We start from the raw sequence: 13,683 nt of genomic DNA, 5'->3' as shown, positions 1-13,683 counted from the left end.
GCTGTGACCAACAGCACCGGGCCCGCTGTGGTTAGCCACGGTTAACCTGCTGCCCATGACCGTAACCCTCGAAGTGAGTGACAACGTCGGCACGATCCGTCTGGACCGCCCGCCGATGAACGCCCTGGACGTCGCCGTCCAGGACCGGCTGCGGGAACTCGCCGAGGAGGCGGGCCGGCGCGACGACGTGCGGGCGGTGATCCTCTACGGCGGCGAGAAGGTGTTCGCGGCGGGCGCGGACATCAAGGAGATGCAGGCGATGGACCATACGGCGATGGTCGTCCGCTCCCGGGCCCTGCAGGAGTCCTTCACCGCGGTGGCCCGCATCCCCAAGCCCGTGGTCGCGGCCGTCACCGGCTACGCCCTGGGCGGCGGCTGTGAGCTGGCGCTCTGTGCCGACTTCAGGATCGCCGCGGACAACGCGAAGCTCGGCCAGCCGGAGATCCTGCTGGGGCTGATCCCCGGCGCCGGCGGCACCCAGCGACTGGCCCGGCTGGTGGGCCCCTCCAGGGCCAAGGACCTGATCTTCACGGGCCGTCAGGTCAAGGCCGAGGAAGCCCTGGCGATCGGCCTGGTGGACCGTGTGGTGCCCGCCGCCGAAGTGTACGAACAGGCGCACGCCTGGGCCGCCCGGCTGGCCAAGGGGCCCGCGCTGGCACTGCGGGCCGCCAAGGAGGCCGTGGACGCGGGACTGGAGACGGACATCGACACCGGGCTCACGATCGAACGGAACTGGTTCGCAGGTCTGTTCGCCACGGAGGACCGGGAGCGCGGCATGCGCAGCTTCGTGGAGGAGGGCCCGGGCAAGGCCGAGTTCATCTGACCGAGCGTGAGGTCCGTACACAGACGCGCATGTTCATCCGTGCGGGCGGTTTAGCCGGACCTTGAGGGAGACTCGAGGTCCGGTTCCCGCCCGGCTCGTGCAATTACCCGTGCCCCCAGCGTAGTCGCAGGTGGACGTAGGTGAACAGGTGTCCATCCTGCCTCTGGCACATGCCAGGGAACCATCCCGGAATGACTGGTTCCGGGAAAGGGATTCGCCGGAACGGTCACGGAGCGCGTTCCGTGCGGCCATGATGGTGAGCATGGCGGGCCTGGAGGGTGTGGAACAGCCGCGACCGCGCAGCGGTGCGGCAGCGGCGCGCTGGACGACTACCGACGAAGACGAACAGGCGTTCAAGGCGCTGGAGTTGTTCGGAAATCCGACGGAGGGGGAAGTCCGGCTGCCCTCCCGTGCGGAGTCCGCGGCCACCGCCCGCCGGATCACCTCGTGCGTGATGCTGCGCCAGTGGCAGCTTCCCCCGCAGACCGCCGAGTACGGTGTGCTGCTGGTCTCCGAGCTCGTGGGCAATGCGGTGCGGCACACCGGTGCGCGGGTCTTCGGGCTGCGGATGCTGCGCCGCCGGGGCTGGGTGCGGATCGAGGTGCGTGACCCCTCGCGCGGATTGCCGTGCCTGATGCCCGTCGGCGAGATGGACGTCAGCGGGCGGGGCCTCTTCCTGGTCGACAAGCTCTCCGACCGGTGGGGGGTGGATCTCTTACCGCGCGGGAAGACCACCTGGTTCGAGATGCGCACCACCGACCGCTGATGCACAGAAGCCCCCGGTCGGCCTGGGTGTGGCGCGTCGGGGGCTTCTGCGGGGGCCGTGGAATGGGGGGTGTGTCCACGGCCGCACAGGGGACCTGGCTCGGGTCGGAGGAGGTCGTGCCTCCAACTATGACAGACAGGCGACCCCGGATCCAAAACCTTGAAACGGGCGATGTACCCCAAAGCAGTACATTAGGTTTATGAATCACAGGTGTGGTGAGTCACGTGCCTGGCATTCAGTGCGCGTTCATCGATTTCTCTCAGTGATTCATCGACCACTTCCCGGGAGGGGGCATCCGTGAGGCCGGCCCCTCGTGTCCTGCCGCGTCCCGGGGCTCCCTCGCCACCGCGTCCGCCCTCGCCCGCCGGAACCGGTGCCCGGGGCGCCGGATAATCTGACCTCCGTCAACGACGTTTAACGAAGGGGCGGAACAGTGGCGGACATCGAGTCGGCACGCAAGGCATTCGAGCGCTTCGACCAGAACAGCGACGGCAGCATAACGGCCGCCGAGTACAAGAGCGCGATGGCGCAGCTCGGTGACCCCTATGTCACCGAGACGGTCGCCCAGGCCGTCATCAACGCCCACGACGGCAACGGTGACGGTGAGCTCACGTTCGACGAGTTCTGGGCCTCGCAGAACAAGGCCTGACCGGGGTGGGGCCGGCATCGGGTGCCGGCCACCGCGATCCTGGGTGTTCAGCTCTCCGGGCCGCAGGGGTGGACGGCCTCGAAGGAGGCCCGGAAGAGGGCCTGGACCTCCTCGCCGCCCAGGCCCCCGTCGCGTGCCTGGTGCAGCCATTCGTCCAGTACGGCGCGCAGCGGCCGATCGGGGCCGGGGCCCGGCCCGGCGAGGATACGGGTGATGACGGCCCCCGCCCCGTGCCGCGCTTCGCCCGATCCGCACCCCCGCGGGCGACGTCGGCACCTACGAGGGCCCGGCCGGTGTCACCGGCTGCACGTGGAACGAGGTCGCCAAGCCCGGAGAGCTGAAGGGCCCCACCGGCAAGGGCGCGGAGTACGAGTACGACGCCGACGGCGCCCGCACGAAGACGGCCCACCCGGGCGGGACCGTGCGGAAGACCGGCCTCGACAGGTCGAGCCGCCCGGAAGGACCACGGCCACCTCCGGGGACGGGCCCTGCCGGCGATCATTGCCCGCCCCTGTCTCGTCGGTTACTTCTTCGTCCGAAGAGGCAGGGGCGGGCATCCCCGGCCGCGGCCCCTCATGGTGGCGAGGACCATGACCGGGCAGGTGGGATCCGGGCCCACGGCGAGGCTCCGGTGTCCGCGCCCGCCGGCGCCGGCGGTGGTCCAGCGGGAGGCGGAACGAACGCGCCGGTCATGGCCTGCGTGCTCAGCACTCGATGATGTTCACCGCGAGCCCGCCCCGCGCGGTCTCCTTGTACTTGACGCTCATGTCCGCCCCGGTGTCCTTCATGGTCTTGATGACCTTGTCCAGGGAGACCTTGTGGCTGCCGTCGCCGCGCAGCGCCATCCTGGCCGCCGTCACGGCCTTGACCGCCGCCATGCCGTTGCGCTCGATGCACGGGATCTGGACCAGACCGCCGACCGGGTCACAGGTCAGGCCCAGGTTGTGCTCCATACCGATCTCGGCGGCGTTCTCCACCTGCTCGGGAGAGCCGCCCAGGACCTCGGCGAGGGCACCGGCGGCCATCGAGCAGGCGGAGCCGACCTCGCCCTGGCAGCCGACCTCCGCGCCGGAGATCGAGGCGTTCTCCTTGAAGAGCATGCCGATGGCGCCGGCGGCCAGCAGGAAGCGGACGACGTCGTCGTCCTTCTCCGCCCCGGTGCAGCCACCCGCCGCGAAGTTCATGTAGTAGTGCAGGACGGCGGGGATGATGCCGGCCGCGCCGTTGGTCGGGGCGGTGACGACGCGGCCGCCTGCGGCGTTCTCCTCGTTGACGGCCATCGCGTAGAGGGTGATCCACTCCATCGCGAGTGTCTGGGGGGCGCCCTCGGCACGCAACTGCCTCGCCGAGTTCGCGGCGCGACGGCGCACCTTCAGACCGCCGGGCAGGATGCCCTCGCGGGACATGCCGCGCGCGACGCAGGCCTGCATGACGCGCCAGATCTCCAGCAGGCCGGCCCGGATCTCGCCCTCGGTCCGCCAGGCCTTCTCGTTCTCCAGCATCAGGGAGGAGATGGACAGGCCGGTCTCCCGGGTGAGCCTCAGCAGCTCGTCGCCGGTGCGGAAGGGGTGCTTCAGGACGGTGTCGTCCGGGACGATGGGGCTCTCACCGTCCACGGCGTCCTCATCGACGACGAAACCGCCGCCCACCGAGTAGTACGTCTTCTCCAGGAGCGGGGCGCCCTCCCGGTCGTAGGCGATGACCGTCATCCCGTTGGCGTGGTACGGCAGGGCCTTGCGCCGGTGCAGGACCAGCTGCTCGTCGGCGTCGAAGGGGATCTCGTGCATGCCGAGGAGACTGATGCGGCCCGAGGCGCGGATCTCCTCGACGCGGGCGTCGGCGCCCTCGACGTCCACCGTGCGGGGCGACTCGCCCTCCAGGCCCAGCAGGACGGCCTTGGGCGTGCCGTGCCCGTGGCCGGTGGCGCCGAGCGAACCGTAGAGCTCGGCGCGTATCGACGCGGTGTGGGCCAGCAGGCCCTCGTTCTTGAGCCGGCGGGCGAACATGCGGGCCGCGCGCATCGGGCCGACCGTGTGGGAGCTGGACGGGCCGATACCGACGGAGAAGAGGTCGAAGACCGAGAGGGCCACGGGGGTACTCCTAAGGCGTTGGTGGACGACGTTGTCCGCCGGTGGTGCGGGACGGGCCGGTGGGCCCGGGAGCGCGGGGCAAAGGGGTGGGGGCACCGGGCTCACTGGGTTCAGTGTGCGCGGTGCCCCCACCCTGTGTGCAAATTGCGGGTGACTACTTGACGCCGGGGTACAGCGGGAACTTCTCGGCCAGCGCGATCACGCGGGCCTTGAGGGCGTCGGTGTCGTACGCCGGCTTCAGCGCGGCCGCGATGATCTCGGCGACCTCGGTGAAGTCCTCGGCCTGGAAGCCACGGGTGGCCAGGGCCGGCGTACCGATGCGCAGACCCGAGGTGACCATCGGGGGCCGCGGATCGTTCGGGACGGCGTTCCGGTTGACCGTGATGCCCAGCTCGTGCAGCCGGTCCTCGGCCTGCTGACCGTCCAGCTCGGAGTCGCGCAGGTCGACCAGGACCAGGTGGACGTCCGTGCCGCCGGAGAGGACGGACACGCCCACCTCGGTGACGTCCGGCTGCACCAGGCGTTCGGCGAGGATGCGGGCGCCGTCCAGGGTGCGCTGCTGGCGCTCCTTGAACTCGTCGGTCGCGGCGACCTTGAACGAGACGGCCTTGGCCGCGATCACGTGCTCCAGCGGGCCGCCCTGCTGACCGGGGAAGACCGCCGAGTTGATCTTCTTGGCGAGCTCCTGCGTCGAGAGGATCACGCCACCGCGCGGACCGCCGAGGGTCTTGTGCGTGGTGGTCGTCACGACGTGGGCGTGGGGCACCGGGTTGGGGTGCAGACCGGCGGCGACCAGGCCCGCGAAGTGCGCCATGTCGACCATCAGGTACGCGCCGACCTCGTCCGCGATGCGGCGGAAGGCGGCGAAGTCCAGCTGGCGCGGGTAGGCGGACCAGCCGGCCACGATGAGCTTCGGCTTCGACTCCTTGGCGAGGCGCTCGACCTCGGCCATGTCCACGACGCCGGTGTCGTCGACGTGGTACGGGACCACGTTGTAGAGCTTGCCGGAGAAGTTGATCTTCATGCCGTGGGTCAGGTGACCGCCGTGGGCCAGGTTGAGGCCCATGATCGTGTCGCCCGGCTTCAGCAGGGCGAACATCGCGGCGGCGTTGGCCTGGGCACCCGAGTGCGGCTGGACGTTCGCGGCCTCGGCGCCGAAGAGCGCCTTGATGCGGTCGATCGCGATCTGCTCGACCACGTCGACGTGCTCGCAGCCACCGTAGTAGCGGCGGCCGGGGTAGCCCTCGGCGTACTTGTTGGTGAGGACGGAGCCCTGCGCCTCCATGACCGCGACCGGAGCGAAGTTCTCCGAGGCGATCATCTCGAGGGTGGACTGCTGACGGTGGAGCTCGGCGTCGACGGCGGCGGCGACGTCCGGGTCCAGCTCGTGGAGGGAGGAGTTGAGAAGCGACATCAGTGGGTCCCTAAGGTCTCAGTTGCCGGAGAACGCGGTGTACTCGTCGGCGGAGAGAAGGTCCTTCGGCTCCTCCGCGACGCGCACCTTGAACAGCCAGCCGCCCTCGAAGGGGGCGGAGTTCACCAGCGACGGGTCGTCCACGACGTCCTGGTTGGCCGCGGTCACCTCGCCGGTCACCGGCGAGTACAGGTCGCTGACCGACTTGGTCGACTCCAGCTCACCGCAGGTCTCACCCGCGGTCACCGTGTCGCCGACCTCCGGGAGCTGGGCGTAGACGACGTCACCGAGCGCGTTGGCCGCGAACTCGGTGATGCCGACCGTGGCCACGCCGTCCTCGAGGGCCGACAGCCACTCGTGCTCCTTGCTGTACCGCAGCTGCTGGGGGTTGCTCATGACCTGAATTCTCCTGTACGCGGGGGAGTGCTGATGAACGGTGGTCTTACGGTGTGAGACACGACTGCGTCACGTGCGCGCCGCGCGATGTCACTTACGGCGCTTGTAGAACGGCAGTGCCACGACCTCGTACGGCTCGTGCTTGCCGCGGATGTCGACCCCGACACCCTCGGTGCCGGGGGCGGCGTGCGCCGCGTCCACGTAGGCCATGGCGATCGGCTTGCCCAGCGTGGGCGACGGCGCACCGGAGGTGACCTCGCCCACGACCTTCCCGCCGACGACGACGGGGTAACCGGCGCGCGGCACCCGGCGGCCTTCGGCGACCAGACCGACGAGCTTGCGGGGCGGGGCGGTCTCCGCGCGCCCGGCCGCGGCGAGAAGCGCCTCGCGGCCGACGAAGTCACCCTCCTTCTCGAACTTGACGACCCGGCCCAGGCCCGCGTCGAAGGGCGTCAGCGCGGTGGTCAGCTCGTGCCCGTACAGCGGCATGCCCGCCTCCAGCCGGAGCGTGTCGCGGCAGGAGAGCCCGCAGGGGATCAGACCGTACGGCGCGCCGGCCTCGGTCAGGGCCTTCCACAGCTGCTCGGCGTGGTCCGGCGCGACGAAGAGTTCGAAGCCGTCCTCACCGGTGTAGCCCGTACGGGCGATGAGCGCGGGGACACCGGCGACCGTCCCGGGGAGCCCGGCGTAGTACTTCAGCCCGTCCAGATCGGCGTCCGTGACCGACTTCAGTACGGCGGGGGAGTCCGGGCCCTGGACGGCGAGCAGCGCGTACGCGTCGCGGTCGTCCCGCACCTCGGCGTCGAAGCCGCCGAGGCGCCCGGCGAGGGTGTCCAGGACGAGCTGGGCGTTGCCCGCGTTGGCGACGACCAGGTACTCGGGCGCCTCGGTCTCGCCCAGGCGATAGACGATCAGGTCGTCCAGGATCCCGCCGTCCTCCGTGACGATCATCGTGTAGCGGGCCCGGCCCACGCCCACGGTGGCGATGTCGCCGACCAGCGCGTGGCTCAGGAAGGCCGCCGCCTGCGGACCGGTGACGGTGATCTCGCCCATGTGCGACAGGTCGAACAGGCCGGCCCGCTCGCGTACGGCGTTGTGCTCGTCGCGCTCGCTGGCGTACCGCAGGGGCATGTCCCAGCCGGCGAAATCGGTCATGGTCGCACCCAGCGAACGGTGCAGGGCGTCGAGGGCGGTGCGACGGGGGGCGGCGCTCGGGGCAGTGCTCATGGACATGGCTCCAGGGCATGACGACAGGGGACGGTTCCCTCCCCATCTGTCATCGGAACCTGAGAGGTTCGCCGAGAGCCCCTGAAAGGGTCCTGACGGGTTCGGTCCTGTCAGGGTCGGCTTGCACCTTGGGTGGAGCCGCACGGCGGCCCGCTTTTCAGATCTGCCTCATCCACGCGGTACGGGGCCTGAGAGATTCAAGGGAGGAACTTGCTCCTTCGGCGCCCGGCGCACACGGCGACCGGAACTCTCCCGCGCGGATTCAAACGGCCGGTATGCAGTTGGCGGGGTCATCATCGCACGCATTGGGGGAGAGTGGGGATCCAGGTCCGGACCGGCACCGGTTCCGACACGTAGGGGTGGAAACAGTTGTGCCGCATTACCTTTTCTTTACACTTCTCGAGCAGGTCGGTGGGTGACTCGGCAGGGGGAAGGCGATGACGTTGCAGCGCTACGCGACTACCGCAGGGGCGGTGAGCGGTGCGATGCCCCAGCAGCCGGGCGTGCCCGCCCGGGAACCGACGGGCGGACACGCTCCGGTGGTGCGTGATCTGCGGGGGAGGGGCGCGGAGGGGCCGAGCGGCCTGGACTTCGCGGCGGGCGATGTGGTGGTGGTCTCGGGGCTGCCGGGCAGCGGGAAGTCGACGCTGATCCGGCGGGCGGTCCAGGAGCACGCGATCGACTCCCAGGACACCAGGGACCGCTGGACGGCCGCCCTGCCCGGATTACTCCCGTACGCCCTCTACCGCCCGCTGGTGCGCGCGGCGCATTACGCCGGGCTGTGGAGGGCGCTGCGCTCGGGTGCGTCCGTGGTCGTCCACGACTGCGGTACGCAGGCCTGGGTGCGGCGCTGGCTGGCGCGTGAGGCCCGGCGCCGGGGCAGCGCCCTGCACCTCGTCCTGCTCGACGTCACCCCCCAGGTGGCCAGGCAGGGGCAGCGGGAGCGGGGGCGCGGGGTGTCCGGATACGCGTTCGCCCGGCACCGGCGTGCGGTCGGACGGCTGCTGCGCGACACCGGGAGCGGTCTGCTGCCGCCGGGGTGCGCCTCGGCGGTGCTGCTCGACCGGGAGACGGCGTCGGCGATCGGCCGGATCTCGTTCTCCGAGGCGCGGCTGCCGCAGGAGTAGGCCCGTCGGGGCCCTCCCCGGCAGGAGGCGTCCCACCGCGCTCCGGGGGGCGGCAGGGCCGTCCGGGCTGTCACTGTTCGCATACGCACAGTTCGCGGGCCTCTTGGGCCTGTCCGGGATGCGGACGGTGCGGTGGCCCGGACGCCGCTTCCGTCTGCGGCACTGCCTTCCCGGCGTGAGCCGGTCTAAGGTTTCAGCCGCACAGCATGGCGAGAGAGGGACAGAGACACCGTGGACATTCCGGCCCAGGCCCAGGCCCCGTCGTATCCGTCGCAGGGATGGCCGGCCAACGAGCTCGAAGAAGTGCTCAGCGCCTCGCTCGGCGTGCCCGGAGCGGGCGGACGGCTGGTCGAGGTGCTCGGCCGCAGCCAGGTCTGGGTGCCCCTGCCGAACGGCGGCGGGCCCGACAGCGCCGACCTCGACCTGCCGACGGTCGAGCTCGACGGCGGCGCGTACGTTCCCGTGTTCAGCTCCGAGGCGCAATTCCTCCAGTGCGTGGGCTCCCGTCTCTCCTTCGCCGTCGCGCCCGCACGCGAGTTCGCCCGGGGGCTGCCCCCGCAGCTCGGTATCGCGGTCAACCCGGGCGGCGCGGTCGGGGTCCCCCTGCCGCCGCCCGCCGTCGCCGAGCTCTGCCGGGCCGGCCGCACCCCGCTGGACGGCCCCGCGAGCGGCGGCCGGGTGCGGCTGTACGAGCCGGACTGGAAGGAGGATCCCGTGGACTTCCTCTCCGCGGTGTCCGCGGAATTCCAGGAGACCGGCGTGGTGAGCACCGCGCGCCGGACGCTGGCCAGCATCGAGGGTGACAGCCCCGCCCTCTTCGTCGGCGTCGAGTTCGCCGTACGGGGCGCCGCGGAGCAGAGCGTGCCGCTGGACGCCCTGGGCCGTGCGCTGGGCCGGGTCCAGGTCCCCTGGCCGGTCAATCTCGTCCTGCTCGACGTGGCGCAGGACCCGGTCGGCGACTGGATGCTGGAGAAGGTGCGCCCGTTCTACCGGCGCGACGGTCTCTGAGGAGTGCGGGCCCCTGCCGCCACGTGGCGTCGAGCCGGTGTCAGGGGCGGCGCATAAGCTGGTTGGATGACGAAGCCGCCCCGTGTGCCCGGGGGCGGCACCACAGTCCCGCGAAGCATGCGGGAAGAGCGGATCGAAGAGGGGCGGGACCCAGGTGAGTGCGTCAGGCACCGCGGCGGCCGGGCAGGTCGAGCACATGCTTCGCCAGATGGCCCCCGGGCGCCTCGACACCTATGAGGCGCTGCTGCGTTCCCTGGCGGACGGCCCGGTCTGGATGCTGCTCTGGCACGGCACGGCGGGCTCCCCCGACGCCCAGTACGGCAACATGGAGGTGGACGGCCTGGGTTACGCCCCGTGCGTGACCTCCGCCCAGGAGCTCTCGGCGAGCGGCTGGAACAGGTCCCACGAGGTGACCACCGGCCGCGAGATCGCCCGCGCCCTCTTCCCCGACCGGTGGGGGATCTGGCTCAACCCGCACGCCCCCGGTGGCGGCGTCGGCATCCCCTGGCTGGACCTGCGCCGCATCGCCACCGGCCTCGACCGGATGCCCGCGGGGCCCCTGAAGCTCTCCGAACCCGCAGTCCAGATCCCGCAGTTCTACGCCCTGCTGTCACAGAACGCCCACCGCACCCCCGCGGTCCGGGCGCTGCGCCGCGCCTGGGTACAGCCCGCGCTCGGCGTTCCGTACCTCGCGATCGGGCTCGACCTCTACGACACCGGCCGCCCCTCCGTCGACGCGGTCCGCGCGATGATGCAGCAGTCGATCGGTGCGGTCCCCGACGGGTTGCCCGTCTCCACGGTCTCACTGTCCGACGAGTACGACCCGGTGGCGATGTGGCTGAACGCCAACGCCCGGCCCTTCTACGACCGCGAGGCCCACGGCCCCGCGCCGGCCGCGCCCGGTTACGGCTACCCGCCGGTGACCGGACAGGCTCCGCACGCCTACTGAGGAGGCGTCAGCCGCCACCCGTGACGGTGGTCGATTGATCACCTGATGGGCGCTGCCGGGCACGATGTCCGCTATCGCGGATTAGTGACCGAGAGGTCCGCTCAACAAGCATGGCTGTCCGGATAACGGAAGCCCCTTGGCAGCATCACGTTTATGCAAACATTCCCCGTCAGGTCTGGCGGGTGATCGCAAAGTGGTTGAAGACTCCACACAGCAGATCCTCCATGCCCGCCGAACCCCTCTTTCAAACAAGGTAAGTTCGATAGGGCATGATCACTTCTGTCATGTTTTGTTAGAGCCGCTACAGCGGCGGTCACAGGCCGGCCACCGTCGGCCGAGAGGGGTCTCCAGCGCAATGACGGCACCGATCGAGACCACCGGGGCGGACGTGCGGCCCGAAACGGTGCTGGAAGGCGCCGGGCGCAAGGAGATCGAGGGCCGTTCGCTCGGCCGCATCGCCTGGACGCGCTTCAAGCGGGACAAGGCCGCGATGGCCGGTGGCATCGTTGTCGTGCTGCTCGTCCTCACCGCCGTACTGTCCAAGCCGCTGCAGTCACTGCTCGGCCTGGACCCCAACGCGTTCAACCAGAACCTGGTCGACCCGGTCATGCTGGCGCCCAAGGGCGCATTCGGCGGGATCAGCTGGGACCACCCCCTCGGAGTCGAACCGCAGACCGGGCGCGACATCCTGGCGCGCATCCTCGAAGGCTCCTGGGTCTCCCTCGTGGTCGCCGTCGGCTCCACGCTGCTCTCCGTCGTCATCGGCGTCGTCATGGGCGTCGTGGCCGGTTTCTACGGCGGCTGGGTGGACAGCTTCATCAGCCGGCTGATGGACACCTTCCTGGCGTTCCCGCTGCTGCTCTTCGCGATCTCCATCTCCGCCTCCCTGCAGGGTGAGGCGTTCGGCATGGAGGGGCTGACCCTCCGGATCGCGGTCCTGATCTTCGTGATCGGCTTCTTCAGCTGGCCCTACATCGGCCGCATCGTCCGTGCCCAGACCCTGTCGCTGCGTGAACGCGAGTTCGTCGAGGCCGCCAGGTCGCTCGGTGCCCGGGGCCCGTTCATCCTGTTCCGCGAACTGCTGCCGAACCTGATCGCGCCGATCCTCGTGTACGCGACGCTGCTGATCCCCACGAACATCCTCTTCGAGGCCTCCCTGTCGTTCCTCGGCGTCGGTATCGCACCGCCGCAGGCGTCCTGGGGCGGCATGCTCACGCAGGCGGTCGACCTCTACGAGGTGGACCCGATGTTCATGGTCATCCCCGGCATGGCGATCTTCATCACCGTGCTGGCCTTCAATCTGCTGGGGGACGGGCTGCGCGACGCACTCGACCCTCGTGGCAAGTAATCGCGGCAGCGCCGCACCGGACTAGCGAGGGGGCTTTCCTCAGCATGCAGAACAGAAAGACAGCAGCGGCCATAGCCGTGGCCGTAGCGGTGTCGCTCGGCGCATCGGCGTGCAGCGGCAGTGACTCGGGAGGTGGCAGCAACGGCGGTGGGGGCAACGTCAAGGCTGACGCCGCTCTGACCGGGATCGTCAACGCGACCGACAAGAAGGGGGGGACGGTCACGTACGAGCACGCCAGTGGTCCCGACTCCCTGGACCCGGGCAACACGTACTACGGCTGGGTGCAGAACTTCTCCCGCCTGTACGCCCGTTCCCTGGTGACCTTCAAGCCGGCCGCCGGCAAGGAGAGCCTGCAGGTCGTTCCGGACCTCGCCACCAGCCTCGGCAAGGCCAGCGCGGACGCCAAGACCTGGACGTACACGCTCCGCAAGGGCGTGAAGTTCGAGGACGGCACCGAGATCACCTCGAAGGACGTCAAGTACGCCGTCGAGCGCTCCAACTTCGCGCCGGAGGCCCTGTCCAACGGCCCCACGTACTTCAAGTCGTACCTCGAGGGCGGCGACAAGTACAAGGGTCCGTACAAGGACAAGTCGGCCGGTGGCCTCAAGTCCATCGAGACCCCGGACGACTACACGATCGTCTTCAAGCTGAACAAGCCGTTCGCGGACATGGACTACCTCGCCGCCTTCTCGCAGACCGCTCCGGTCCCGCAGAAGGCCGACACGGGGGCCAGCTACGTCCAGAAGATGGTCTCGTCCGGCCCGTACAAGTTCTCGGCGTACGACGAGAGCAAGGGCGCGACGCTCGTCCGGAACCCGGAGTGGGACCCGAAGACGGACCCGATCCGCAAGGCACTGCCGGACAAGGTCGAGCTGAAGTTCAACGTCAACGCCACCACCATCGATGACCACCTGCTGAGTGACACGATCAGCGCCGGCATCGAGGGGACGGGCCTGCAGTCCAAGACGCAGCCCAAGGTCCTGGCCAAGGCCGCCGAGAAGGCGAAGACGGACAACCCGTACGCCGGCGCCCTGCAGTACATGGCGCTGAACGTCAACGTGAAGCCGTTCGACAACGTCGAGTGCCGCAAGGCCGTGCAGTACGCCGTCGACAAGCAGAGCCTGATCGACTCCATCGGTGGCTCGGTCAAGGGCGACCCGGCCACCACGGTCATCCCGCCCACCGTCGCCGGGTACAAGAAGTTCGACCTGTACCCGTCCGAGGGCCACAAGGGCGACATCGCCAAGGCGAAGGAGCACCTGACCAAGTGCGGTCAGCCGAAGGGCTTCAAGACCACGCTGACGGCCCGCTCCGACCGTCCTGACGAGATCACCGCGGCCACGCAGCTGCAGAACAGCCTGAAGGCGATCGGCATCACGGCCGAGATCAAGCAGTTCCCGGCCAACAAGTACTTCACCGACTTCGCGGGCGTTCCTGAGTGGGTCCACAAGAACAACGCGGGCATGATGATGATGCAGTGGGGCGCTGACTGGCCCACCGGCTTCGGCTTCCTGGACCAGATCGTGAACGGTTCGGCCATCAAGCCCTCGGGCGGCACGAACCTGATGGAGCTCAACGACAAGGTGATCAACGACCTCCTCGTCAAGGGCATCGGCACCGTCGACACCACGGCTCGCAACGCGACGTGGGGCGAGGTCGACCAGAAGGTCATGGAGAACGCCTCGGTCGTTCCCCTCGTCTACCGCAAGAACCTGCTCTACCGCCCGGACTCCGCGGCGAACGTCGCGGTCACCGACGCATACCTCGGCATGTACGACTACGTGCTGATGACCTCGACCAAGTAACACCTGTTCATCAACAGCATCCCTTGAAAGGCAGGTGAAGGCGCCGGGCCGGCGGGCGTACCCCGTCCGCCCGCCCGGCGC

At 69.7% G+C, this 13,683-nt stretch carries 12 protein-coding genes and 1 riboswitch; of the genes, 8 read left to right on the top strand and 4 right to left on the bottom strand.

What is annotated here, in order from left to right; translation table 11 throughout:
* The first annotated feature begins 55 nt into the window (after positions 1 to 55).
* The 3 genes from ACF1FZ_RS22560 to ACF1FZ_RS22550 all read left to right on the top strand — a co-directional run bounded on the left by ACF1FZ_RS22560 (position 56) and on the right by ACF1FZ_RS22550 (position 2,238).
* Positions 56 to 823, top strand: coding sequence for an enoyl-CoA hydratase/isomerase family protein (locus tag ACF1FZ_RS22560; protein ID WP_391775192.1), 768 nt, complete (start codon positions 56 to 58; stop codon positions 821 to 823).
* A 250-nt stretch (positions 824 to 1,073) separates the two neighbouring features.
* On the top strand, positions 1,074 to 1,589 hold the full coding sequence (locus ACF1FZ_RS22555) for an ATP-binding protein (protein WP_391775191.1): 516 nt from the start codon (positions 1,074 to 1,076) through the stop codon (positions 1,587 to 1,589).
* 433 nt (positions 1,590 to 2,022) lie between these two features.
* The gene (locus ACF1FZ_RS22550) at positions 2,023 to 2,238 is read left to right on the top strand and encodes an EF-hand domain-containing protein (protein WP_033298481.1); all 216 of its coding nucleotides are present in this window, start codon (positions 2,023 to 2,025) and stop codon (positions 2,236 to 2,238) included.
* A 704-nt stretch (positions 2,239 to 2,942) separates the two neighbouring features.
* Here ACF1FZ_RS22550 and ACF1FZ_RS22545 read toward each other — a convergent pair.
* The 4 genes from ACF1FZ_RS22545 to gcvT all read right to left on the bottom strand — a co-directional run bounded on the left by ACF1FZ_RS22545 (position 2,943) and on the right by gcvT (position 7,365).
* Complete coding sequence (locus ACF1FZ_RS22545) at positions 2,943 to 4,328, bottom strand: L-serine ammonia-lyase (RefSeq protein WP_391775190.1); 1,386 nt, start codon at positions 4,326 to 4,328, stop codon at positions 2,943 to 2,945.
* A gap of 154 nt (positions 4,329 to 4,482) precedes the next feature.
* Positions 4,483 to 5,742, bottom strand: a complete 1,260-nt coding sequence (gene glyA, locus ACF1FZ_RS22540; RefSeq protein ID WP_391775189.1) for a serine hydroxymethyltransferase — start codon at positions 5,740 to 5,742, stop codon at positions 4,483 to 4,485.
* A gap of 18 nt (positions 5,743 to 5,760) precedes the next feature.
* Complete coding sequence (gcvH, locus tag ACF1FZ_RS22535; protein ID WP_099174367.1) at positions 5,761 to 6,138, bottom strand: glycine cleavage system protein GcvH; 378 nt, start codon at positions 6,136 to 6,138, stop codon at positions 5,761 to 5,763.
* 90 nt (positions 6,139 to 6,228) lie between these two features.
* Positions 6,229 to 7,365: a glycine cleavage system aminomethyltransferase GcvT gene (gene gcvT, locus ACF1FZ_RS22530; protein ID WP_391775188.1), complete on the bottom strand. Its 1,137-nt coding sequence runs from the start codon at positions 7,363 to 7,365 to the stop codon at positions 6,229 to 6,231.
* A 167-nt stretch (positions 7,366 to 7,532) separates the two neighbouring features.
* Positions 7,533 to 7,630, bottom strand: a riboswitch (glycine riboswitch).
* Positions 7,631 to 7,802: 172 nt separating this feature from the next.
* Here gcvT and ACF1FZ_RS22525 point away from each other — a divergent pair.
* The 5 genes from ACF1FZ_RS22525 (at position 7,803) to ACF1FZ_RS22505 (ending at position 13,602) form a co-directional block, all read left to right on the top strand.
* Positions 7,803 to 8,492, top strand: coding sequence for an AAA family ATPase (locus ACF1FZ_RS22525; RefSeq protein ID WP_391775187.1), 690 nt, complete (start codon positions 7,803 to 7,805; stop codon positions 8,490 to 8,492).
* 231 nt (positions 8,493 to 8,723) lie between these two features.
* Entirely contained in the window at positions 8,724 to 9,500 is a 777-nt protein-coding gene (locus ACF1FZ_RS22520) for an enhanced serine sensitivity protein SseB (protein ID WP_391775186.1), read from the top strand.
* 154 nt (positions 9,501 to 9,654) lie between these two features.
* Positions 9,655 to 10,449 carry an enhanced serine sensitivity protein SseB C-terminal domain-containing protein gene (locus ACF1FZ_RS22515; RefSeq protein WP_391775185.1) on the top strand — a complete coding sequence of 265 codons (795 nt, stop codon included), beginning with the start codon at positions 9,655 to 9,657 and terminating at the stop codon, positions 10,447 to 10,449.
* A 355-nt stretch (positions 10,450 to 10,804) separates the two neighbouring features.
* The gene (locus tag ACF1FZ_RS22510) at positions 10,805 to 11,797 is read left to right on the top strand and encodes an ABC transporter permease (RefSeq protein ID WP_391775184.1); all 993 of its coding nucleotides are present in this window, start codon (positions 10,805 to 10,807) and stop codon (positions 11,795 to 11,797) included.
* Positions 11,798 to 11,841: 44 nt separating this feature from the next.
* Positions 11,842 to 13,602 (top strand): ABC transporter substrate-binding protein, encoded by a 1,761-nt coding sequence (locus tag ACF1FZ_RS22505; protein WP_391775183.1) that lies wholly within the window; start codon positions 11,842 to 11,844, stop codon positions 13,600 to 13,602.
* The last annotated feature ends 81 nt before the right edge of the window (positions 13,603 to 13,683 follow it).

The sequence above is a fragment of the Streptomyces sp. NPDC014623 genome (assembly GCF_043088245.1).
Lineage (GTDB): Bacteria > Actinomycetota > Actinomycetes > Streptomycetales > Streptomycetaceae > Streptomyces.
This window is presented reverse-complemented; position numbering and strand designations above follow the sequence as displayed.